Source organism: Microbacterium sp. SORGH_AS_0969 (assembly GCF_030818255.1).
In the GTDB taxonomy this organism is placed as follows: Bacteria; Actinomycetota; Actinomycetes; order Actinomycetales; family Microbacteriaceae; genus Microbacterium.
The window spans coordinates 1,009,146-1,031,217 of the sequence record NZ_JAUTAG010000001.1 but is presented as its reverse complement, the minus strand read 5'-3'; the positions used below and the strand labels follow the sequence as shown (position 1 = coordinate 1,031,217).

General features: G+C 70.3%; 18 protein-coding genes. 10 read left to right on the top strand and 8 right to left on the bottom strand.

Annotated features, from left to right (window positions below; all coding sequences use genetic code 11):
- Positions 1-98 precede the first annotated feature (98 nt).
- The 3 genes from QE388_RS04715 to QE388_RS04705 all read left to right on the top strand — a co-directional run bounded on the left by QE388_RS04715 (position 99) and on the right by QE388_RS04705 (position 3,330).
- A complete protein-coding gene (locus tag QE388_RS04715; RefSeq protein WP_307383410.1) occupies positions 99-1,328 on the top strand; it encodes an alanine--glyoxylate aminotransferase family protein in 1,230 nt (409 codons plus the stop codon).
- Complete coding sequence (locus tag QE388_RS04710) at positions 1,325-2,602, top strand: allantoate amidohydrolase (RefSeq protein WP_307383408.1); 1,278 nt, start codon at positions 1,325-1,327, stop codon at positions 2,600-2,602. Before QE388_RS04715 ends, QE388_RS04710 begins: the two co-directional genes overlap by 4 nt.
- Positions 2,603-2,727: 125 nt before the next feature.
- A complete protein-coding gene (locus QE388_RS04705; protein ID WP_307383406.1) occupies positions 2,728-3,330 on the top strand; it encodes a GrpB family protein in 603 nt (200 codons plus the stop codon).
- A 268-nt stretch (positions 3,331-3,598) separates the two neighbouring features.
- Here the strand turns inward: QE388_RS04705 and QE388_RS04700 are convergent, their stop codons facing one another.
- The gene (locus QE388_RS04700) at positions 3,599-4,867 is read right to left on the bottom strand and encodes a hypothetical protein (RefSeq protein ID WP_307383403.1); all 1,269 of its coding nucleotides are present in this window, start codon (positions 4,865-4,867) and stop codon (positions 3,599-3,601) included.
- A gap of 878 nt (positions 4,868-5,745) precedes the next feature.
- Complete coding sequence (locus QE388_RS04695; RefSeq protein WP_307383400.1) at positions 5,746-7,140, bottom strand: hypothetical protein; 1,395 nt, start codon at positions 7,138-7,140, stop codon at positions 5,746-5,748.
- Between the two features lie 217 nt (positions 7,141-7,357).
- Here QE388_RS04695 and QE388_RS04690 point away from each other — a divergent pair, with 217 nt between their 5' ends.
- The 4 genes from QE388_RS04690 (at position 7,358) to QE388_RS04675 (ending at position 10,406) form a co-directional block, all read left to right on the top strand.
- Positions 7,358-8,209 (top strand): helix-turn-helix domain-containing protein, encoded by an 852-nt coding sequence (locus tag QE388_RS04690; RefSeq protein WP_307383398.1) that lies wholly within the window; start codon positions 7,358-7,360, stop codon positions 8,207-8,209.
- A 188-nt stretch (positions 8,210-8,397) separates the two neighbouring features.
- A complete protein-coding gene (locus QE388_RS04685; protein ID WP_307383395.1) occupies positions 8,398-8,694 on the top strand; it encodes a hypothetical protein in 297 nt (98 codons plus the stop codon).
- The gene (locus QE388_RS04680; RefSeq protein ID WP_307383392.1) at positions 8,691-9,380 is read left to right on the top strand and encodes a DUF3800 domain-containing protein; all 690 of its coding nucleotides are present in this window, start codon (positions 8,691-8,693) and stop codon (positions 9,378-9,380) included. Before QE388_RS04685 ends, QE388_RS04680 begins: the two co-directional genes overlap by 4 nt.
- 165 nt (positions 9,381-9,545) lie before the next feature.
- On the top strand, positions 9,546-10,406 hold the full coding sequence (locus QE388_RS04675; protein ID WP_307383388.1) for a PhzF family phenazine biosynthesis protein: 861 nt from the start codon (positions 9,546-9,548) through the stop codon (positions 10,404-10,406).
- 76 nt (positions 10,407-10,482) lie between these two features.
- Here QE388_RS04675 and QE388_RS04670 read toward each other — a convergent pair whose 3' ends face one another.
- The 3 genes from QE388_RS04670 to QE388_RS04660 all read right to left on the bottom strand — a co-directional run bounded on the left by QE388_RS04670 (position 10,483) and on the right by QE388_RS04660 (position 14,936).
- Complete coding sequence (locus QE388_RS04670) at positions 10,483-13,341, bottom strand: molybdopterin cofactor-binding domain-containing protein (RefSeq protein ID WP_307383385.1); 2,859 nt, start codon at positions 13,339-13,341, stop codon at positions 10,483-10,485.
- Between the two features lie 145 nt (positions 13,342-13,486).
- A complete protein-coding gene (locus tag QE388_RS04665) occupies positions 13,487-14,320 on the bottom strand; it encodes a xanthine dehydrogenase family protein subunit M (protein ID WP_307383382.1) in 834 nt (277 codons plus the stop codon).
- Position 14,321: 1 nt separating this feature from the next.
- Positions 14,322-14,936: a pyridoxal 5'-phosphate synthase gene (locus QE388_RS04660; protein ID WP_307383380.1), complete on the bottom strand. Its 615-nt coding sequence runs from the start codon at positions 14,934-14,936 to the stop codon at positions 14,322-14,324.
- Positions 14,937-15,043: 107 nt separating this feature from the next.
- Between QE388_RS04660 and QE388_RS04655 the strand changes: the two genes are divergently transcribed.
- From QE388_RS04655 to QE388_RS04645, 3 genes are all read left to right on the top strand, one after another.
- The gene (locus tag QE388_RS04655; RefSeq protein ID WP_307383378.1) at positions 15,044-16,066 is read left to right on the top strand and encodes a methylenetetrahydrofolate reductase C-terminal domain-containing protein; all 1,023 of its coding nucleotides are present in this window, start codon (positions 15,044-15,046) and stop codon (positions 16,064-16,066) included.
- Between the two features lie 353 nt (positions 16,067-16,419).
- Entirely contained in the window at positions 16,420-16,848 is a 429-nt protein-coding gene (locus QE388_RS04650) for an SRPBCC family protein (protein ID WP_307383375.1), read from the top strand.
- 7 nt (positions 16,849-16,855) lie between these two features.
- Complete coding sequence (locus QE388_RS04645; protein ID WP_307383373.1) at positions 16,856-17,311, top strand: MarR family winged helix-turn-helix transcriptional regulator; 456 nt, start codon at positions 16,856-16,858, stop codon at positions 17,309-17,311.
- Positions 17,312-17,483: 172 nt separating this feature from the next.
- Here the strand turns inward: QE388_RS04645 and QE388_RS04640 are convergent, their stop codons facing one another.
- Genes QE388_RS04640 through QE388_RS04630 form a run of 3 tightly spaced genes read right to left on the bottom strand, consistent with a single transcriptional unit; the run spans position 17,484 to position 21,924 of the window.
- Positions 17,484-19,376 (bottom strand): FAD/NAD(P)-binding domain-containing protein, encoded by a 1,893-nt coding sequence (locus QE388_RS04640; RefSeq protein WP_307383371.1) that lies wholly within the window; start codon positions 19,374-19,376, stop codon positions 17,484-17,486.
- Positions 19,373-20,722 carry an NtaA/DmoA family FMN-dependent monooxygenase gene (locus tag QE388_RS04635; protein WP_307383368.1) on the bottom strand — a complete coding sequence of 450 codons (1,350 nt, stop codon included), beginning with the start codon at positions 20,720-20,722 and terminating at the stop codon, positions 19,373-19,375. Before QE388_RS04635 ends, QE388_RS04640 begins: the two co-directional genes overlap by 4 nt.
- Positions 20,719-21,924: an LLM class flavin-dependent oxidoreductase gene (locus tag QE388_RS04630; protein WP_307383366.1), complete on the bottom strand. Its 1,206-nt coding sequence runs from the start codon at positions 21,922-21,924 to the stop codon at positions 20,719-20,721. The genes QE388_RS04635 and QE388_RS04630 overlap by 4 nt, the downstream gene beginning before the upstream one ends.
- Positions 21,925-22,072 lie beyond the last annotated feature (148 nt).

The window sequence follows — 22,072 nt, the reverse complement described above, 5'->3', positions numbered from 1 at the left end:
GGGCGTCCGCCGCGGCGATCCGTCGAAATCTCCGGAGCCCGGCACAGTCCCCTCCGACTCACTATCCCTGAAACCCACCCCCGCACCACGGAGTCCCGATGACCCACCTCCCCGGCCCGATCGACCCGCCCGCCCGCCTGCTGATGGGGCCCGGGCCTATCTCGGCGTACCCGAGCGTGCTGCGCGCGATGGGAGCCCCGCTCGTGGGGCAGTACGACCCGTTCATGACCGCGACGATGAACGAGACGCAAGAGCTCTACCGACAGGTGTGGGGCACCGAGAACGACGCGACGCTCCTCATCGACGGCACGAGTCGCGCCGGCATCGAGGCCGCGATGGTCTCGCTCATCCGTCCCGGTGACCGCGTCCTGGTTCCGGTTTTCGGCCGCTTCGGACACCTCCTCGCCGAGATCGCCGAGCGCGCGCTCGCCGAGGTGCACACGATCGAGGTCCCCTGGGGAGAGGTGTTCCCGGTGTCGGCGATCCGCGAGGCCGTCGAGCGCGTGAAGCCGCACCTCGTCGCGTGCGTGCAGGGCGACACCTCGACCACGATGCTCCAGCCGCTCGACGAGATCGGCGAGATCTGCCGTGCCCACGGTGCCCTGTTCTACACCGACGCCACCGCCTCTCTCGGCGGCAACGCCTTCGAGATGGATGCCTGGGGCCTGGATGCCGCGACCGCGGGCCTGCAGAAATGCCTGGGCGGGCCCTCGGGCTCGGCGCCGATCAGCCTGTCCGACCGTGCCGTCGAGGTTGTGCGCTCGCGCGCCCGGGTCGAGGCAGGGATCCGGGAGGAGGGGGATGCCGTGGCCTCCGACTTCATCCGCTCGAACTACTTCGACCTGGCGATGATCCTGGACTACTGGGGTCCGCGGCGCCTGAACCATCACACCGAGGCGACCACGATGCTCTACGGGGCGCGGGAGTGCGCCCGCGTGCTGCTGCTCGAGGGTCGTGACGAGGTCATCGCGCGGCACCAGCTGCACGGCGACGCGATGCTTGCCGGCGTCGGGGGCCTCGGCCTGACCGTCTTCGGCGACGTCGCGCACAAGATGACGAACGTCGTCGCCGTCGAGATTCCCGAGATGGTCGTCGGCGACGCCGTGCGCAGCGAACTGCTGAGCGACTTCGGGATCGAGATCGGCACGTCGTTCGGTCCGCTGCACGGGCGCGTCTGGCGCATCGGCACGATGGGCTACAACGCGCGCAAGGACGCAGTGCTCACCACCCTCGCCGCCCTCGAGACGGTGCTCCGCCGCCACGGCGCGTCGGTGCCCGCGGGCGGTGGCGTGGAGGCCGCGCAGGACGTGTACGGGGCGGCGGGATGAAGACCCGTCTCCAGGTCGAGCCCGAGCGCATCGCGGCGGCCGCGCGCCGCGTGATGGGACGCTGCGAGGAGCTCGCGCGCGTCACCGCGACACCCGGCAGCATCACGCGCGTGTACCTCTCGCCCGAACACGCCCGGGTGAACCGCCTCGCCGCCGAGTGGATGCGCGAGCTCGGCATGACCACCCGGCAAGACGCGGCGGGCAATCAGGTCGGCCGCCTCGCTCCCGTCGGGGCCCCCGACGCTCCCGCCCTCATGCTCGGTTCGCACCTCGACACGGTTCCGGATGCCGGCCGCTTCGACGGCATCGTGGGTGTGCTGATGGCTCTCGAGGTCGTGCGACTCCTCCGCCGGGTGGACGACGAGGGCACGGTGTCGAGTCCCTTCCCGTTCGCTCTCGAGGTGATCGCGTTCTCAGACGAGGAGGGCACCCGCTTCGGCAAAGCGCTGCTGGGCTCCTCGGCCGTCGCCGGGCAGTGGGACGAGTCGTGGTGGGACCTGATGGATGCCGACGGCTCCACGCTCCGCGAGGCGTTCCGCGAGTTCGGCCTCGATCCGGGCCGCATCGGCGAGGCCGCGCGTCGGTCCGACCAGCTCGTGGGCTATCTCGAGGCGCACATCGAGCAGGGGCCCGAGCTCGACCGGGCGGGTCTTTCGCTCGCGGCGGTGTCGTCGATCGCGTCTGCGCGGCGGTTCCAGCTCGTCGTCGAGGGAGAAGCACGGCACGCCGGCGGCACGCCGTACGACATGCGCCGTGACGCCCTCCTCGGGGCGAGCGAGGCGGCACTCGCCGTGGAGCGCATCTGCCGCGGCGAGCATCACATCATCGGCACGGTCGGGCAGCTCGAGGCGTTCCCGGGTGCTGTGAACGTCGTACCCGGTGAGGCGCATTTCTCGCTCGATCTGCGGGGCGAGTTCGACGAGACCCGCGACCACACCTGGGACGCGATATCAGCGGAGCTGGATGCCATCATGGGCCGCCGCGGCCTGCGGTGGCGGGCCCGTGAGGTGCATTCGGCACCCGCGGTGTTCTGCGAGCCGCTATTGCAGGACGTGGTCCGGGCCGGAATCGGCGGTGAGGCCCCGACCCTGTTCAGTCGTGCGGGGCACGATGCCATGTCGATCGGGGCGATCACCGGTGTGGGGATGCTGTTCCTCCGAAACCCGGAGGGGATTAGTCACCACCCCGACGAGGCCGTCTCCGGCGCCGACGTTGCGGCGGGGATCCGGGCACTCGCCGAGGCGGTGCTGCACCTGGGGGCGGACTCGCTCTGACGGCGTGACCTCATAGGCGCCGACCGCCCGTGCGTCCGGACCGGACCACCCCGGCCTGACTCGGGTCGTTCGCTCTTCTGTCGCCTTCCTCGCACACGTTCGGCGTTCGACCGTAGCGTCGTCGCGTGAGCGATGATGGCAACCCCGCCGCCCGCGTCCTTCACCGACGGGATTGGGCGATCGACGCGACAGCGATCCTCACAGAGATCCGCACGTCCCTCGCGAGTGTGGAGGGTTTTGAGGGCGCCGCGTTCGATCGCATCGGGTCGACGGCAATTCCTGGGCTCGCGGCGAAGCCCAACATCGACCTTCAGGTGCGCATCTTGCCCCTCCCGGTCGAAGACGAGCTGCTCGCCCGACTCGAGCCGCACGGGTTCGTGCGTGCCCGAGGCTTGAGGCCCGACTCGCCGGGTGTGGATCGCGACCTTCCGCGCGGCCAGACAGATGTCGATCGCGCCGGGTGGGAGAAGAGGTTGTACTGGCACGAGGATGCCCGAGCGATCCTCCGCGTCCGGCGGCTCGACTCGCCCTGGGGTCAGTACACGGTGTGGTTCCGCGATTGGCTGCGGGCTCACCCCGTCGAGCGTGACCGGTACATAAGGGTCGAAGAGGTGCTGGGCGCGGAGCAGGTCGGCAAGACCGACTACGACGACTACACGCGGGCGAAGACGGCGTTTTTCGACGAGGTGCAGGCCGATTTCGAGGGGTGGGCGGCGAACTCAGAGTGATTCACGAGCCGGTGGTACGACGAGCGTCGTTCGGCGGGGCAGCGGAAGCGATTCGTGGTGCCGCGCCCACCCTGTTTCTTCGTGTGGGCCTGGACGCTTTGTCCATCGCGGCCACTACTGCTGCGGGATTGCAGTTCCTCCGTAATCCGGAGGGGATCAGCCACCACCCCGACGAGGCCGTCCCCACCGCCGATGTCGGCGGGGATCCGGGCACTCGCCGGGGTGGGACCCGGGTCAGGACTGAGGCCGCGCTGTATGCCCCGGTCGCTCAGCAGGACTGAGGCTGAGCGACTCCGATCTGATCTACTCCGTTTGTGTAGGTCCATCCAGTGGAGGTTTCTGCGATATTTGTCGCGATCTGTCCTCCCTCCCAGTGGTAGAGGGTGCCGTTCTTGAGGAAGTAGCTACCGTCCAGGGGTGTGGAGCCATCGGGAGCGGCGGGGGTGAGCTTGGATGTGCCCTGGCGATAGATGTAGTTCTTCCCATCTTTTGTCAGAACTCCGATCTGATCTACCCCGTTTGTGTAGGTCCATCCGGTGGACGTCTCTGCGATGTTTGTCGCGATCTGTCCTCCGGACCAGTGGTAGAGGGCACCGTTCTTGAGGAAGTAGCCGGAGTTCAAGGGCGTGGAGCCATCGGGAGCGGCGGGGGTGAGCCTGGATTTGCCCTGGCGATAGATGTAGTTCTTCCCATCTTTTGTCAGAACTGCGATGTGATCGACGCCGTCTGTGTAGGTCCATCCGGTGGACGTTTCTGCGATGTTTGTCGCGATCTGTCCTCCGGACCAGTGGTAGAGGGTGCCGTTCTTGAGGAAGTAGCTGGCGTTCAGGGGTGTGGAGCCATCGGGAGCGGCGGGGGTGAGCTTGGATGTGCCTTGGCGATAGATGTAGTTTTTCCCATCTTTTGTCAGAACTCCGATCTGATCTACCCCGTTTGTGTAGGTCCATCCGGTGGACGTTTCTGCGATGTTTGTCGCGATCTGTCCTCCCTCCCAGTGGTAGAGGGTGCCGTTCTTGAGGAAGTAGCTGGCGTTCAGGGGTGTGGAGCCATTGGGAGCGGCGGGGGTGAGCCTGGATGTGCCCTGTCGATAGATGTAGTTCTTGCTGTTGGCGGTGCCCAGAATGGCGGCGGTTGTTGTTGCTGCTGAGGGGCCCGAAGTCCCAGTCAGGGTAGCCGCGCCTCCTTGGGCGGGCACGTTGATCGCCGGCAGGTTCACGCGCCCGTTCGACCCGCTCGCCTGCGTATTCGTCGTCGTGCCATCGGAGAACTTATAGCCGTTGCTCAGCGTCGTCGTCACGCTCTTCCCCGCGGTCGGGACGCTGTTGACGGTCGCCGTCACGTAGGCACCGGAGATCGTGCTGCAGGCGGTGCCGTTGTAGGTCGACTTATCGAAGGTGAGCGTCACGGTGTCGGACGCAGCGGCGAGCGGGGCCATGCTCGCGGCCGCGATGACCGGGACGGACCACGCGGCACCCGCGAGAACCGTGCGGCGCGTTGCAGAAGGGGCAGCATTGTGCTGCTCGATGTCGTGTGACATGAGAAACCTTTCGGATGGATTGGCACCTAGCTTTCGGGCGCACGCGTACATGCGCCAAACGCGGGTTTTCATCACCGCAGGGGTGACGACACGGCGGTGGTGCTGGCATCCGGAATCTGTAAAGAGTGAACGTGGGGGTGATTGATTCGGGGGTTGGCGGGGAGCGCGGGCGAAGGACGGTGGAGCTGCGGCGACACCATTCGAGAACGGAGCCGCGTGCCCCGGAACAGGCGCGCCGAGGGGCTGCGTTCCATGGAGCGTTGCGCCGCGTTCGCTCGTGGCGACGGCCGTCTCGCAGGGGCCGTCCGAGCCCTGCCGCGCCTGGGGCGCCCTCTTCTACGCCGACGCGACGGCATCCCTCGGTGGCAACCCATTCGAGATGGATGCCGGGGTCCGGATACCGCGACCGCGGGCCTGCAAAGTGCCTCAGTGGCTCGGGGGCTTGGGGCCGATCAGCTTCTCCGACCGCGCCCGTCGAGGTGGTGCGTCGAGCGTGACCGGTACACAAGGGTCGAAGAGGTGCTGGGCGCGGAGCAGGTCGGCAAGGCCGACTACGACGACTACACACGGGCGAAGACGGTGTTCTTCGATGAGGTGCGGGTGCATTCGAGGGTGGGCGGCGAAGTTTGGGGCGATTCGCGAGCCGGTGAGGCGACCAGCGTCGTTGGGCGGGGCGGTGGACGTGGTTGGTGGTGTGGCCCCTCCCTGTTCTGCGCGCGGGCCATGACGCTTTGTCGCTCGTCGCGATCGCTGCTGTGGGGTGCTGCCTCTCCGTGCTCCGGACGGGGATGTCACCACCCCGACGAGGCCCTCTTCGCCGCAGATGTCGCGGAGGGGATCCGGGCGCTCGCCGGGGCGGTGCTGGGTTAGGGGTGGGGTTAGCAGGTCGACCTGACGGCGTAAATGGCGCCGCCTTTGTTGAACTCCCCAAATGTGATGACCTTGGACGGCGATGTCTTGCTCCAACCGCTGTAAGGACCGCCGGAATTGTTGGACTCGTAGAGGTATCCGTCACTTCCAAGGAAATGGATGGCGACATTGTTGTAGTCGTCCGAACCTCCACCTGCGGCGAGGGCGGTCACGCCGGACGGAAGGGCAGGGAATGAGCTCCAACCAGCGGCTACTGCGGTGCCGGTTGTGTAGATGATCCCCCCGTTGCCGCCGTTGAACTCTGTGAACGACTTGACGCCGGAACTGACCGTAGCCCACGCACCATAATCCGTGGACCTGTAGGCGTAGCCGTCGCTTCCGAGGAAGTGAGCGTAGGTTGTCGTGCCATTGGTCGAGCCGCCGACGGCTTTGGCTGTCACACCCGCGGGAAGCGCGGGGAAGGCGCTGCTGGACCACGAACCACCCACGGTGGAACCTGTTGAGTAGATGGCTCTGGCGCCGGGGAATTCTGCGAACGCGACAACCCCGCTCGGTGATACCGGGGTCCATGCTCCGTAGTTGACGGATTGGTATACGCGCTGGTCGCTGCCCAGGAAGTAGGCGTAAGGGGTGGTTCCGGATTTCGTTCCGCAGACGTCTTTCGCGGTGACGCCGGAGGGGAGGGCGGGGAACGCGTTGTTGTTCCAGCTCCCGCCCACTTCGGTGCCGGTCGTGTAAATCGCGTCGGTGGTTGCGAACTTCGCGAATGCTGTCACTCCTGATGGCGAGGTTTTCGCCCAGGCTCCGTATCCCACCGAGCGATATAGGTATCCGTCGTTGCCGAGGAAGTGGGCGTAGACGGTGTTGCTTCCGTCGGTCGCGCCGCTGACCGCTGTGGGAATGATTCCCGCGGGCACGGCAGGGAACGCGCTGTTGTTCCGCGCAATGCCGACGATTTTCGTTGAGGCGGTGTTCGACGACAGGGGCGCGCTCGTTTGGGGTGATCCTGCCGTGAGCGCGGAGATCGTTCCGCTTCCGCCTTGGGATGACACGGAGATCGCCGGGAGGCTCACGCGCCCGTTCGACCCGCTGGTCTGCGTGTTCGTGGTCGAGCCGCCCGAGAACGCGTAGCCGCCGCTCAGCGTCGTGGTCACGCTCTTGCCCGCCGTCGCGACGCCGTTGACGGTCACCGTGACATAGGCGCCGGTGATCGTGCCGCAGGGGGTGCCGTTGTAGGTCGACTTGTCGAAAGCGAGCGCAGTGGTGTCCGACGCGGAGGCCATCGGGGCCATGCTCGCGGCCGCGACGACGGGAACGGACCACGCGGCACCGGCGAGAACCGTGCGGCGCGTGGGGGAACTGGCGGAAGGGGCAGTGTTGTGCTGCTCGATGTCGTGTGACATAGCGAACCTTTCGGATGGGATGGCGCTCAGCTTTCGGGCGCTCTCACACAGGTGCCAAACGCGGGTTTTCATCACCGCCGAGGGTGACGACACAGCGGTGGTGTTGGCATCCGGAGTCTGTGGAGAGTGAACGCGGAGGTGATTGATTCGGGGGTTGGTGGAGTGCGCGGGCGAAGGGCGGTGAGGGTGGAACGACATCTTTCGAGAACGGAGCCGTGTGACCCGGAACATGCGCGCCGAGGGGGCTGCGGTCGTCGAGTGGTTTGCGCAGCGTTCGCTCGTGGCGACGCTCGTCTCGCAGGGGCCGGCCGTGCTCATCTTTGACGAGTCCGAGGTTGCTGGTGTGGTGGTCCGTCGCCTCTGGCACACCGCCCTGACGATCGAGCCGGCGCCAAGCTCACCAAAGGGTTCGACCCTCGTGCTGCAGGCGGAGGGGTCGGTCGGGTTCGGTCTCGCGGGTTCCGCCGTCGATCTCGGCGCGGGGGACGCGCTGGTCTATCCCGATGCCGACCTCGTGGGGGTACGCGCCACTCGGCCCACGGCGCGTATCGAGGTCGCGTCGGCCCACCGGTTGCTCGAGGAGCCGGCCCAACTGCCCGGCGCCGATGACGGTCCGGTGTGGCGGGCTTTGGCATCCACCGTCAACGCGATCCTGAACGGCGACCACCGCTTGGGCGTCCATGCCGAGTCCGCGCTCGGACGCGCCATCGAGAGCCTGTGCGCGGCGCTCATCGCCGGGCGGGCGGGGGCGGATGCCGAAGCCTCGGGGTTCCGCTCGGCCCAAGCCACCTTCGCCGCCGCGACGCGCCTGCTCACCGAACGCGCCCCCGATCCGCGATTCACGGTCGAGGAGCTCGCCGACGCCCTGCACGTCTCGCGGCAGTACCTCGCGCGTGTCTTCGCGCGGCACGCACACACCCCGAGCGCCGCCCTCCGCGCTCGACGCCTCGAGCTCGCCGACGCGCTCGGGGCGAGCGGCCTTCCGGTCGCTGAGGTTGCGCGGCGCTCGGGCTTCCCGTCAGCGAGGGCTCTGTCGCGGGCGCGGAGGGAGCGGGACGCGCGGGTCTGATCCGTCGTCCCCTGGCTCGTTGCTTCTGTCGTTGTCGGCCGTGTCATACGACCAGGACGGTCGCGCCGGTTGCGCTTGGTTGTGGCTCCAAACATGGACTAACGCGCCCGTTAATCCAGGTTGTGGGCCACAACCTGGATTAACGGGCCTTCGACACTGCGCTCGCACGGCTGGAGGAAGCCGGGGTCGTGCAAGAGATCACGGGCCGCAAGCGCGACAAGGTCTGGGCGGCGAGCGATCTGTTGAGCGAGCTGACGGTGCTGGATTCGCGCATCGCCGTGCGCATGCGGCGGCGTCGACGTATCGACGAGGTGAAGGCACCGCTCTCTGCCACTGGCGGCACCGTCCGCATGTGGCACTCGCTCACGGGTCCGTTCGGTCGTCAAGCGCGTCTTGCCCTCCAGGGACGCGCAGCAAAGGAACGGAAGAAGCGTCTCAAACGGGCGGCTCGAACGTCGATCACCATCACGAAGGACCAGCCATGACCATCTCTCGCATGATCTACGTCGACGACTCCGGTGCCGTCGATCGAGGGATCATCGTCTACGGCTGGCTCGAAGTTCGCCCCGACCGTTGGCGCTACGCACTGCGGGCCATCCTGGAACTGCGAAAGCAGCTGTACCGGGAGCACCAAATTCCCCCAGCAATGGAGTTGCACGCGACGAAGTTCGTGAACGGGCGGAGTCGTATCGCAGCCACCACTGGGGACGGTGCCGAAGAGTGGAAGACCCTTGGGCGCGTCGTCGCGGAGAAGTGTCTGCGGGTTCTCGCCGATGACCCGGACATCGGGGTCGGTGCCGTCTGGAGAGCTACGACCGCGACGGGCCGCGCGTACCACGAGGAACGGGGTGAGGTTTATCGTGAGCTCGTCACCCGATGGAACGACGAACACCGAGCGGCCGACAGCTACGTTTTCATCAGCATGGATGGCGACGGTTCAGACCGCACGTACTTCGATGCCCACCGGTCGATGTCGCTCGATACCCGTCACGTGATCGAAGACCCGATGATGCATGACTCCGGGCGCTCGCAGTGGGTGCAGATGGCGGACCTCGTCGCGTACACGGTCTACACGCATCTCAACCGGCATCAGGGGAACCAGTTCGGCTGGGAGTGGTACGAGGACTATCTGCGAGCAAAGGACGTCAACGGCGCACCCGAGGAGATTTAGTTTCGAAAACAGCAAGACCCGCTAGTCCACGAGTGTGGGGCGGGTCCGCTTATCAAGTATGCGCGGCGTTCGGGGAAACCGCAAGCAGCGTCGGGCACCGCCGGCGGTCCACAGACCTTTCACTGGCCCGCACCCCCGTCGCGATCCGCGCGACAGAATCGAGGCATGACCGAGACCCCTGGCATCCTGAATCTGACCGCTTTCGCCGCGGAACCCGGTGGGGGCAATCCGGCGGGCGTCGTGCTTGACGCGAGTGCGCTGACCGACGCCGACATGCAGCGGATCGCGGCCGAGCTCGGCCACCCCGAGACCGCGTTCGTCACGGGCCGCGACGGCGACAGGGTGTCGGTGCGGTACTTCTCTCCGGATGCCGAGGTGCCCTTCTGCGGCCACGCGACGATCGCGACCGCGGTGGCGTTGGCCGAGCGGTCGGGCGTCGGCTCGTGGGTGTTCGCGACCCCCGCGGGCGACGTCGACGTGGTCACGACCGGGGAGCCGGGCCGTATCGCCGCGGGCTTCACCAGCGTCGAGCCGCACGTCGCCGACCTCGACACCGAGGTGGCCGCCCGGCTCCTCGACCTGCTGGGCCTCGCGGACGACGACCTCGACCCGCGGATGCCACTCGCGCAGGCCTTCGCCGGAAACGTGCACCCCGTGGTGTCGGTGCGCTCGGCAGCCACCTTCGACGGGTTCGGCTACGACCCGCTACCGGTGCGCGCGCTGATGGACGAGCGCGGGTGGGCGGGCACGGTCACCGTGATCCACGTCGCGGGCGAGATCGGCGACGGTATGACCGTCGAGGCGCGGAACATCTTCCCGGTCGGCGACATCCTCGAAGACCCCGCGACGGGCTCCGCCGCCGCCGCGCTCGGCGTCTACCTGCGCGACCGCATCGCCGTGCCCGCGCCCTTCCGGTTCACGGTGCGGCAGGGGCGGCACATCGGTCGGCCGAGCATCCTCGAGGTGGACGTGCCGCCGAGCGGTGGCATCCGGGTGTCGGGAACGGCTGTGCCGCTGGCGGGGTGAGCGGGTTTGGGGCGCGATTATCCGTTTGGGGCGTGAAATTCCCCGCCCCAAACGGACGAACGCGCCCCAAACCCGGCTACGCCGTCCCGCCGGCCAACCTCCACACGCGATCGCGCGAGAACGGCAGCTCGTAGCCGCGACGGCCGAGGGCGCGCGAGACGGCGTTGCCGATCGCGGCGCCGACCGGGTTGTAGGGCGATTCGCTCATCGACTTCGCGCCGAAGGGGCCCAGGGTGTCGTCGGTCTCGGCGAAGTACACCTCTGTGTCGGGGACGTCGGCGAACTGCGGCACGCGATACGTGCGGAACACGGGGTTCTGGACCACGCCGTCCTCGAGGTACACCTCTTCGTACAGCGCGCCGCCGAGGGCCTGCGCGGCCCCGCCCTCGATCTGCCCGCGGCACTGCGCCGGGTTGATGACGACGCCGGCGTCGGCCGACTGGATCGACTGCAGCACCTTCACCGTTCCCGTCTCGGGATCGACGGCCACCCGCACGGCGTGGACGTTGAAGGCGAGCGAGCGGAAGTCGCCGAACTCCGCGCCGTCGGCCGTGAGCCCGTGCTCGTCGCACATCGTCGCCGGCGCGGCCGCGACGATCCGCTCCCACGTGACGAGTTCGTCTCCAGCCAGGACACCGGATGCCACCAGCTCGGCGGAGGCGGCATCCCCTCCGGCCAGCTCCACGGCGATGTCGATCATGCGCCGCCGCAGCATCGAACAGGCGACGTGCAGCGCCTTGCCCGCGACCGTGGTTCCCGCCGACGCGAAGGCTCCGGTGTCATGCCGCACGGCGTCGGTGTCGGCCGTCCACAGCTGCAGGCGCTCGTGCGGCGCGTCGAGCACCGTCGCCGCGATCTGCCGGTGCACGGTCGAGGTGCCGTTGCCGAACTCCGCGGTGCCCACCCGCAGCAAGTAGGTGCCGTCGGGGCGCAGGGTCGCGGTCGTGTGCGCGATGTGCCCGCGCGGGGCCATCGTCGCGATCATCGCCGCGGCCATGCCCTCGCCGACGAGCCACCCCTTCGGCGCCTCGGTGTCGTTGCCGCGGCGCAGCGCGTCCTGGGCCAGATCGAGGCACTGGTCGAGGCCGTAACTGCCCCAGATCAGGTCTTCCTCGTACTTCTCGTCGTCGTCGGGGTGAAGGGGGTCGCCCTCCTTCACCGCGTTGATGCGGCGGAGGTCGAACGGGTCGATGTCGAGCTCCTGGGCGAGGGCGTCCATCGCCGACTCCACCGCGAACACGACCTGCCCCAGCCCGTAGCCGCGGAACGCGCCCGACGGCGGGTTGTTCGTGTACACCGCCTCGGCGTCGATCCACTTCGTCGGCACGCGGTACAGCGTCGTCGACTCGGCGCACGAGTGGAACAGCACGCCGATCGCGTGGTTGCCGTAGGCGCCGGTGTCGCTCAGCACGTCGATCTTCATCGCGGTCAGGCGCCCGTCGGCATCCGCTCCCAGCGTGGTGCGCACGCGCATCGGATGCCGGAGCGACGCCCGCACGAACTGGTCGGTGCGCGAGAACTCGTACGCCACGGGGCGGCCGAGTTTCAGCACGGCGAGGGCCGTGAGGTCTTCGGTGAACAGCTCCTGCTTGCCGCCGAAGCCGCCGCCGACCCGGGTCGCGAACACGCGGATGCGGTCGCGTTCGAGGCCGAGAATGTGCGCGAGCTCGTTGCGGGCGAGGAAGGGCACCTGCGTCGACGAGCGGATCACGAGACGGCCGTCGTCGTCGAGCCAGCCGACGGCGCCGTGGGTCTCGAGCGCCGCGTGCGTGACGCGCGACGAGGTCCACTCGCCCGTGACGGTCGCGTGGCTCGCGGCGAGAGCCGCGTCGATGTCGCCGCCGTGGCCGGTGTGGAACCCGGCGACGACGTTGCGTCCGGCATCCATCACCCGCTCCTCGGGCGTGCGGTCGGGGTGCAGGAGCGGGGCGCCGGGGGTTCGCGCCTCTTCGGGGTCGAAGACCGCGGGCAGCACGTCATAGACGACACGGACCGCGCGGACGCCGGCATCCGCCGCCTCCGCCGTTTCTGCCACGACCGCCGCGACCCGCTGGCCGACGTGGCGCACGACGTCATCGAGCATGCGCGTGTCGTCGGGGTCGTCGGTGCGGTGCTCGTGGCGACCCGTGGAGTAGCGGATGTCGGGGACGTCCTCGTGGGTGAACACCGCGACGACGCCGGGGACGGCGAGGGCTGCCGCAGTGTCGATCGCGACGATCCGCGCGTGCGCGTGGGGCGAGGTGACGACGCGCAGCACGAGCGGGGGCCCGCCGGGCACCGGTTCGTCGAAAGTGAACGGTTCGCGGCCCTGCACGATGCGCCGCGCGGCCTCGGGGATGGTCGATGAGCCCACGCGGCCGTCTGCTGCGCCTGGGCGTGGTTCATTTGCATGACCCGTGGGGCAGGAGTGATCTGTTGGGGCGGCAGGGAGGGCCGTGCGGTCATGGGTCATGCATCCGGACCGCTCCGCTTGCGCGGCACCGGCGCCGGTCTCGCGCACGGGACCCAGGACCGACTCGCGGATCGACTCGCGGATCGGGCGGTAGCCCGTGCAGCGGCAGAGGTTGCCCTTCATGCGACGGTCGAGGTCGGGCAGATCGGCCGCGGTCAGGGTTGACGCAGTGACGCTCATGCCCGGCGTGCAGAACCCGCACTGGAAGCCGAAGCCCGACGCGAGGGCCTCCTGCACTGGATGCAGATCGTCGCCGGGAGCGAGGCCCGCGGCGGTCGTGATCGCACGCCCCTCGAGCCGCATGGCCGGGATGATGCACGAGTGCGTCGGCTCCCCGTCGAGCAGCACCGAGCACGCGCCGCAGTCGCCCGCGTCGCATCCCTTCTTCACCTCGACGTGGCCGGCCTCGCGCAGCAGCGTGCGCGCACTCTGACCGGGGCGGGGCTCGGCGTCGACCGGCTCCCCGTTGACGTGGAACTTCACGCGGTGCCCTCCCGTTGCGCCTTTGCCTGGCACCCTGCGTGCCGCGCTCCGGAGGAAGCCGGCAGAATCCCCGTGCCGCAGCCCGCGGTGCGCGCCGCGGCGCCCGGAGTTCCGGAGCGCGGGACAGCGATGCGGCGTGCCGCGCTCACGCGGTGCCCTCCGCGAGATCGCGGGCGAACGCCGCGCGCAGCCGCTCGGCGAGCACGACGCTCACGCCGCGCCGCCAGTCGGCGCTGCCCAGCGGGTCGGTGTAGAAGTCGGTCGCGGAGGCCACGGCATCCCGAAGCTCTCCGGCACCCGGAACGCGGACGAATCTCAGCACCCGCGGGCGTCGGACGGCGGCGGTGACGACGAAGACCGCCGAACCGTCCGGATCGACGCGCGCGGTCACGACCGCCCCCGAGCGGCCGAGTTCGGCGAGGGCGATCTTTTGCAGCCCGACGCGCGAGCGCAGCGCGTGCATCGGGATGTCGAGGGCGCGCACCACCTCGCCCGGGGCGAGCGAGGTCGCCTGGTTGTCGATCACCAGGTCGGCCACCGCGATCACGCGCTCGCCGCCGTCGGGCGTCCAGATGAGGGCCGTGGCATCGAGGGTCGACAGCATCGCGATCATCGCCCCGGCCGCGAAGGCCTGGCAGACGTTGCCGCCGACGGTCGCGGTGTTCCAGATCTTGAACGACGCGAGGAGGGCATCGGCGGACGGGCGGGCGAGCGCGAGCGAGGTCCACTCGGCGGGCGCCTCGGTCTCGGCCCAGGCGAGAAGGCGGGCGATCGTGCAGGTCGCGCCGATGCGCAGGCCGTCGGGCGTGATCTCGACGTCGGGCCAGCCGAGGGTCGTGAGGTCGACGAACCCGGTGGTCGTCGGTTGCGGTTCGCTCATCAGCCAGGTGCCGCCCGCCATGACGACCTCACCGGGCGCGAGCGCGAGATCGGCGCGCGTGCGCGCGGGGCGGAACGAGGTGACGGTGGTGATGTCCATGTCAGCCCGCCAGGATCCTGCCCGACCAGCGGCCGTCGGAGAGCGTGTAGTGCTGGCGCGTGCTCTGCCCGATCGGGTCGCCGCGCCAGAACGTCAGGGTGACGGGACGCAGGCGGAAACCGACCCAGCGCGGAGGCGGGTCGAGCGTCGGGTGCGCGGCGTCGAACTCGGCCCACAGGTGCTGACGCGCGGCGGTGTCGAGCTGTGCGTTCTCGCGCGTGTTCAGCCACGCCAGCAGCTGCAGGTAGCGCGAGCGCTGGGCGTAGACCGCCGCGGCCTCCGCGGGGGTCACGCGCTCCACGATTCCCCGGACGACGAGCTGGCGCCCGACCTCGGGCCACGCCACGGCCATCGCGGCCACGGGGTTGGCGACGATCTCGGCGACCTTCGCGCTCGCCTCATCGGTGTGGAAGGTCAGGCCCGCGGCATCCCTGTCGCTGATGAGCACATGGCGGAGGGACGGGATGCCGTCGAGCCCGATGGTCGAGAGGGCGGCGAGGGGGCGCAATTCGCTGTCGTGCGACGGCAGCCACCGGACCATGAGCGCGATCGGGTCGGCGACGAGCACGTCGGTGACGTCGACATCGGAACCGAAGGTGGTGCCGGCCGTGATCATGGGTCCTCCCGGGGGCTGGGGTTATCGCCGAGCGTAGGGATGCCGCGTTTCGGTGATGTTGCCACCACGAACATTCGCCGAAACACGGCGTCCCTACACTCGCGGCCATGAGCTCGCTGCCTCTCATCGACGTGTGCCCCAAGCGCATGGAATACGGCCCGTGCGGGGGTGTCGGCTTCGACGGCTCGTGCGAGATCGACGCCGCCCATCGCTGCGTGTTCCTCCCCCGTCCGACGGTGCCGTGGACCGGCGTCGACCGCACGACCCCGGTCGGCCCCGGCCCGCGAACCGCAGCGGCGGCGGACACCCTGGCCTCTCTCGACACCCGTCCGTGGGTCGTGGCCGACCTGCCGGCGCGGGCGCTGAGTGTGGCATCCATCGACGGCTGCGCCGCTGTCCTCTCGGGAGAGGTGGATGCCGTCCTCGCCGGCGACGCGGGAACCGCGCGCGTGCAGTTCCCTCCCGCCTACCGCGCGCACCTGTTGCAGCGACGGGGGCTGCGCGTCTGGACGGGGCTGAACATGCGCGACCGCAATCGCGTCGCGATCGAGGGGGAGCTCGCGGCGCTTGCCGTCGAGGGGGTGGCTGGGGTGCACTGCGTCACGGGGGACCACACTCAGACGGGTCACCGGCCGGACGCCGCCCCCGTGTTCGACCTCGACTCGACCGAGGCGGCGGCGCTCGCGCGGGCGGCGGGGCACGTCGTGTCGGTGGCCGGGTCGCCCGCGGCCCCGCCGGTGGAGCGCCGCGCCGCGCGGTTGCGCGAGAAGCTGCGGGCGGGTGCCGACGTGTGCTTCGTCAACCACGCGGGCGGCGCGGAGCCGGTGCGGCGGTTCATCGACGAGGTGGGGGAGCCGGTGCGGTACATCCCCTGCGTTCCGGTGGTCGTCGACCACGCCTCGGCCGCACTGCTCGAGTCGTTCACGACGCTGGTGCTGCCGGACGGGTTCCTGTCGCGCGTCCGCAGTGCCGCAGACCCTCGTGCCGAGGGAATCGCCCTCGCGGTCGCGCTCGCGGAGGAGATGCTCGCGATCCCCGGGGTGGTGGGCGTGAACCTCTCCGGCGGTCGCGAGGGCGCCGAGGAGTCGTTCGCCGAGGCGATGGCGGAGGTCGCGCGGCGTCTGCCGTGAGGCGCGGGGCGGCCGTGCCGTGCGGGGCGGGACGGGCGGGGCGTGGGGCGTGGGGTCGTGCGTCGCGGGCCGTCGCCAGCCGATGGGCGTTGAGTGTCCAAGACACGCCGCAATTCGGTGCGGGGTTACGGCGTGTCTTGGACGCCCAACAGGAGGGGTGGCGCGCGGCGCGCGGCGCGGGGCGTTTGGAGCGAGCGCCCCGCCCCGGGGCCGCGCGTGCCAGCCGCGAGTTCGTTGAGTGTCCAAGACACGCCGTTATGCGCGCGGGAGTTGCGGCGTGTTCTGGACACTCAACGAGAGGAGCGGGAGGGAGGGGCCTTGCCGTGGAAGTAATATGCGCGCATACTAAACATATGCGAACACTTGCCTCCGTCACCCGTGAATCGACCGCCTCGCCCTCGGCGTTCTTCGCGCGCTGGGTCGATCACGACTCGTGGCGCGAGTGGTCGCCCGACACCGAGTGGGCGCGCGTCGAGGGTGAGGTGCGGCAGGGGGCGCGTGGCATCCTGAAGCCCGTCGGTGGTCCGCGCACGGCCTTCGTGATCGCCGAGCTCGAGCCCGACCGCGTCTACACCGACGTCAGCCGCGTTCCGGGAGCCCGACTGACGTTTCGGCACCGGGTCGACGCCACCGCGGGCGGGTCGCGGGTGGCGGCCGAGGTGACGCTGGAGGGACCGCTGTCGTGGCTGTGGGCGCGCACCGCGTTCTCGGGGTTCGAACGCTCGGTGCCTGCCGACCTCGACCGGCTCGTCGCTCTCGTCGAGACGGTGCGCGCGCGATGATCGAGGGATGACGACTCCCCTCGACAGTCGGTTCGCCTCCGGCGACGCCAGCCCGGGATTCCTGCTCTGGCAGGTGACGAACCGGTGGCAGGCGGCGATCCGCCGCGCGCTGGCGCCGCACGAGGTCACGCACGTGCAGTTCGTGCTGCTGGCGGTGCTGACGTTCGGCGACTCCGACGAGGGCATGACGCAGGCCGCGCTCAGCCAGCGTGCGGGCGCCGACCCGATGATGGTGTCGCAGGTGATCCGCGCGCTCGCCGAGCGGGATCTCGTCGAACGGCGACAGGATGCCACTGACCGCCGCGCCGTCCGCGTCCGGGCCACGGCCGCCGGGCGTGAGCTGGCGCGCGCGGCGAATCGCGCCGTGGAGGACGTCGACGAGCAGTTCTTCGGGCCTGACGCGACGGCGTCTCGCCCAATGGTCGAGCACCTCGCCGCGGCGCTGGCGCGCTCGCTCGCGTAGGCGACTCTGAGCGTCGAGTGTCCAAGACACGCCGTCATGCGCGGGGGAGTTACGGCGTGTCTTGGACACTCAACGGAAGTGGACGGGGCGCGGCGGCGGCGCGACCCGTGCGCGGGCGCGGGGCGGCGCGCGGGCGCGGGGCGGCGCGCGGACGTCAGCGCGCGGCGCGGGCTCAGCGCGAGAACGCCCAGCGCCGCGCGGACACCGCGGCCACCGCCTCGGACACCGCGCCCGCGACGCGGTCGGTGTGCCGGAGCGACAGGGCGTTCGACCGCGGGCGCGTGAAGGCGCCGGCCTCCATGCCCGAGGTGAACGGTCCGATGGCGAAGAGGGTCGCGTGCGGGATGCCGTCGCGTGAGACGACGCGTCCGTCGGCGTCGGTGTCGATGCGGCCGAGCGAACCCGTGAAGGTCTCGTCGGCGACGTGCACCTCGCGGCCGTGCCGCGTCGCCAGCTCGCGCAAGGCCGCGTTGTCGCTGGAGGCCGCCTCGGCGCCCGGGAGCCACGCATCGAGGAGCGCGCCGGCGCGCACCTCCCCGGGAACCCGTGGAGAGGATGCCACGAATCGCCCGTCGTCGATCCGCACCGCGATCTCGGGTCCGAGGAACCGCACGATCCCGGCATCCGCGAGCGCCGCGATCTCTTCGAGACGGTGTGCGGGCGGCCCCGACGCGACGTAACTGAAGAAGGTGTGCCACGTCACGGGGAGGTCGATCGCCCGCGACCGTGCGCTCCACCGCTCGGCGGGGATCTCCGACACCGCGAGGAACGACTGCAGGATCGTGAGGAACAGGGCCTGCGCGGTGCTGCGTTCCGGGGTCGTGCGCAAGACCAGGTCTTCGGCGATGTGCTCACGCACGCGGCGGTGCACCTCGGCGGCATCCGCGAACGCCTCGTGGCCGAGAGGCACATCGAGCGCGGGAACGTCGAAACGGTCCAACGGGTCGGGGACGACCTCGGCGACCGCGCGTCGCAGGGCCGCCGTGTCGCCGTCCACGGCGCGCAGCGTCTCGCGGAAGACGCCCCACGGGACCAGGACCCGCTCGGGGTGTCCGGTGAACAGCTCGCGGTAGTGCCCCCACACGAGCTCGCGGGCGATCAGCGGCCACACGTCGTCGAGGAAGTCGATCGTGCCCGGTCGCGCCAGAAGCTCCGCGATCGCCGCGGGGGTGAGCACCTCGCGCGCGGGCGCGTCGCCCCGCAGCTCCGACGACACCTTCGAGCGGTACGGCACGCCGCGGCGCGAGCCGAGGTGCAGGCGCGGTTCCCGCCCCGAGGGCTCGTACCGCACGCGGCCTTCCGGCGTTCGGACGAAGCGGCCGCCGCGTCCCTCGGCCAGCAGCACGATGGCATCCACCGCCGCCAGCCCCATGCCGCGCACGATGACGTCGTCGCCCGCTCCGAGCACCGAGAGGTCGGCGTCGGCGGTGAACGACGGCGGCACGTAGGTCAGGCCCGCGTCCGCGGCTGCGGTGATCAGGGCGCGCGTCTCGCCGTCGGGGTCGCGTCCGTTGTGGCCGAGCGCGTACACGACGATGTCGGCGGGAAGACGGATGCCATCGGCCAACGCCACCTCGTACCCCTCGATCGTGTCATCGACCCACTGCACGACCCCGCGGTGCTCGTGCACCTCGACCCCGGGCGGCGCGATCGCGACCGTCCGCCGCCAGAACCAGTCGAGGTAGACGCTCTGGAGTCGGCGCGTGGGGAAGCTGTCTGCACGCAGCGTTCGGAGCTCGGCATCCAGATCCGGATCGTCGATCGCGACGTCGGGGATGGTCCCGGCGCGGACGCGCTCGGCCCACTCGATGAGCGACGGCCCGGAACGCACCGGCCCCGAGATCGCGCACGTCTCGTCGGTGAACACGGTCACGTCGCGCGCCATCGAGTTGAGCTTGAGCAGCGGAGACTGATCGCGGCGCCAGATGCGACCGGCCCCCGGCGGGTGCGGGTCGACGAGCGTGATGTGCAGGCGTGGACTGGCCGCGCGGGTCCGGCGGGCGAGCAGGCGCTCGACCAGCATCACCGCGCGCGGGCCGGCCCCCACGATGACGACCCGGATCATCGCGCGGCGGGGGCGAGTACCGGCGGCAGTCCCAGCAGATCGTGCAGCGTCGCCCCGTCGTCGTACGAGCGGCGGTACGACCCGCGCTCCTGCAGCAGCGGCACGACCCGGTCGGCGAACTCGTCGAGGCCGTGCGGGGTGACGTGCCCGACCACGGTGAAGCCGTCGGTCGCGCGCTCCTGCACGTACCGGTCGATCTCGGATGCCACGTGCTCCGGCGTCCCGACGAAGGTGTGCTTCGCGGTCAGACGGATCACGAGCTCCCGGATGCTGAGGTTCTCAGCGGCCGCCTGCTCGCGCAGCTGCCCGACGCGCGCGCGGATCGCCGCGTGTCGACCGGCGAAGCCCTGCGCGGTCTCGACGCCCGTGTCGGGCTCGACGTCGGGGAGCGGACCCTCGGGGTCGTACCCGCTGAGGTCGCGGTTCCAGATCTGCTCGAGGTAGGTGATCGCGGTCTGCGGGCGAACCTGGGCGAGGGCGATCTCGCGCGAGCGCTCGCGGGCCTCGTCGGCGGTGTCGCCGAGCACGAAGGTGGCTGCCGGGAGGATCTTGAGCGAATCCTCGTCGCGGCCGTGCGCCGCGAGTCGGCCCTTCACATCGCGGTAGAACTGCTGCGCGTCGGCGAACTCGGTGTGCAGCGAGAAGATGACGTCGGCATGCGCGGTCGCGAAGTCGCGGCCGTCGGGGGAGTCCCCGGCCTGCACGATCACGGGTCTCCCCTGCGGAGAGCGTGGCACGTCGAACACCGCGTCGACGTCGAACAGGCGGCTCTCGTGCCGCACCCGCGCGATCGCGTCTTCTCGGAGGAACGCGCCGGTCTCGGCATCCGCCACGATCGCGTCGTCGCGCCACGACGACCAGAGCGCCTTCGACAGCGCCGCGAACTCCGACGCCCGCACGTACCGGTCGGCGTGGTCGAGGTAGCCCCCGCGGCGGAAGTTCGCGCCGTGGAACGCGTCGGAGCTGGTCACGGCGTTCCATCCGGCCCGGCCGTTCGACAGGATGTCGAGCGTGCCGAGCTGGCGGGCGAGCTCGAAGGGCTCGTTGAACGTCGTGTTGAGCGTGCCGACGAGACCGATGTGCTCGGTGACGGCGGCCAGCGCGGTGAGGATCGCGAGGGTGTTCGGACGTCCGGCGACATCGAGGTCGTGCAGCTGCCCCCGGTGCTCGCGCAGGCGCAGGCCCTCGGCGAGGAAGAGGTAGTCGAAGAAGCCCCGCTCGGCCGTGCGGGCGAAGTACTCGAACGATGAGAAGTCGATCTGGCTGCCCGCGCTCGGGTCGGTCCACACGGTGGTGTTGTTCACACCTGGGAAGTGGGCGGCGAGGTGGATCTGGCGGCGGGTCATGCGCCGACCTCCTGACGGGCGTAACGGCTGGCGAGGCGGGGGAGTCCGACCCGTTCGCGCAACGTCGGCGCGCCGTCGTCGGGAAGCAGGATGCCGGCGGCCGCCGCGCGCGGCACGACCCGGTCGGCGATCGCCTCGAGATCGGCGGGCAGGCGGGCGGGGCGCAGGCGGATGCCGTCGACCCCGGCCTCGGCGAGAGCGCGGATCTCGTCCACGACGTCGTCGGCGGTGCCGACCACGACCCGGGCGTCGGTGGTGAGCGGGGCGCGGTCCTGGAGACGGTTCCAGACCGCCTCGGCCTCCCGGCGTGTGTCCTCCACGAGGATCAGGAGGTCGGCGAACACGCGCAGCGGCTCGTCGAGCGTGCGCACCTCGTCCGCGGCATCCGCCAGTTCGTTCCGGATGCCGCCGACCGCCGCCGCGTCCGCGGGCGTGACGAACACGAGGTCGGCGTGCTCCGCGGCGAAACGGTACGGGATCGTCTGGTGCGCGAGGGCGGTGATGAGCGGCTGGCCCTGCGGGGAGCGCGGCACGATCGAGGCGCCGGTGATCGAGAAGAACTCGCCCTCGAAGGCGACGTTGTGCACGCGGTCCCGGTCGAGGAACTTCCCGGTCTCGAGGTCGCGCACGATGGCGTCGTCCTCCCACGAGTCGGCGAGGCGGCGGAGGACGTCGGCCACCTCACCCGCCTCGCGAAACGCCGCGAGCAGCGCCGGATCGTCTTCGACGCGACCGGATGCCGGGATCCCGGTCGGTCCCTCGGTGCGGCGCCCGAAGTTCGCGCGTTCCTGCGGCGTCGAGCCCGCGACGAGGCGGACGCCGGCGCGACCCCGGCTGGCGTGGTCGAGGGTCTGGAGTCCGGTGGCGAGGTGGAACGGTTCGGGATGCGCGGTGGTCGCGGTCGGGACGAGACCCAGACGACGCGTGACCGGCGCCAGGAACGACGCCAACAGCACCGCGTCGAGGCGGCCCCGCGCGCGGTCGCGCCGGGTCTCGGCATCCGGTTCGGAGGATCGGCCGCCCAGGCTCAACGCGTCTTCGATGGTCGCGAGGACGAGCCCGGCGCCGTCGGCCGTGCGGGCGAGGTCGCGCCAGTACGCGGGCGTCGTGAGCTCGGTGGGGCGGGCGGTGGACTCACGCCACGCGGCCGGGTGCCAGCCGGCGCCGTCCAGGGCGACGGCGAGGTGGATGCGGTCGGGCATCGGGACTCCTTCGCGGCGGGCCGGTCCCGCCGAGAGGCCCACTGTGCCGTCGGTGCCGCGTCGGCACAATCGCGCGCGTCACACAACGCCGCGAGGCGTCATTGTTACGACGGTGTCGGTGTCCGCGGTCGCTTCGACAGGCTCAGCG

Coding starts and splice junctions, on each gene's coding strand:
- QE388_RS04715 (WP_307383410.1), top strand. CDS start 99: ATGACCCACCTCCCCGGCCCGATCGACCCGCCCGCCCGCCTGCTGATG.
- QE388_RS04710 (WP_307383408.1), top strand. CDS start 1,325: ATGAAGACCCGTCTCCAGGTCGAGCCCGAGCGCATCGCGGCGGCCGCG.
- QE388_RS04700 (WP_307383403.1), bottom strand. CDS start 4,867: ATGTCACACGACATCGAGCAGCACAATGCTGCCCCTTCTGCAACGCGC.
- QE388_RS04695 (WP_307383400.1), bottom strand. CDS start 7,140: ATGTCACACGACATCGAGCAGCACAACACTGCCCCTTCCGCCAGTTCC.
- QE388_RS04680 (WP_307383392.1), top strand. CDS start 8,691: ATGACCATCTCTCGCATGATCTACGTCGACGACTCCGGTGCCGTCGAT.
- QE388_RS04675 (WP_307383388.1), top strand. CDS start 9,546: ATGACCGAGACCCCTGGCATCCTGAATCTGACCGCTTTCGCCGCGGAA.
- QE388_RS04665 (WP_307383382.1), bottom strand. CDS start 14,320: ATGGACATCACCACCGTCACCTCGTTCCGCCCCGCGCGCACGCGCGCC.
- QE388_RS04660 (WP_307383380.1), bottom strand. CDS start 14,936: ATGATCACGGCCGGCACCACCTTCGGTTCCGATGTCGACGTCACCGAC.
- QE388_RS04655 (WP_307383378.1), top strand. CDS start 15,044: ATGAGCTCGCTGCCTCTCATCGACGTGTGCCCCAAGCGCATGGAATAC.
- QE388_RS04650 (WP_307383375.1), top strand. CDS start 16,420: ATGCGAACACTTGCCTCCGTCACCCGTGAATCGACCGCCTCGCCCTCG.
- QE388_RS04645 (WP_307383373.1), top strand. CDS start 16,856: ATGACGACTCCCCTCGACAGTCGGTTCGCCTCCGGCGACGCCAGCCCG.
- QE388_RS04640 (WP_307383371.1), bottom strand. CDS start 19,376: ATGATCCGGGTCGTCATCGTGGGGGCCGGCCCGCGCGCGGTGATGCTG.
- QE388_RS04635 (WP_307383368.1), bottom strand. CDS start 20,722: ATGACCCGCCGCCAGATCCACCTCGCCGCCCACTTCCCAGGTGTGAAC.
- QE388_RS04630 (WP_307383366.1), bottom strand. CDS start 21,924: ATGCCCGACCGCATCCACCTCGCCGTCGCCCTGGACGGCGCCGGCTGG.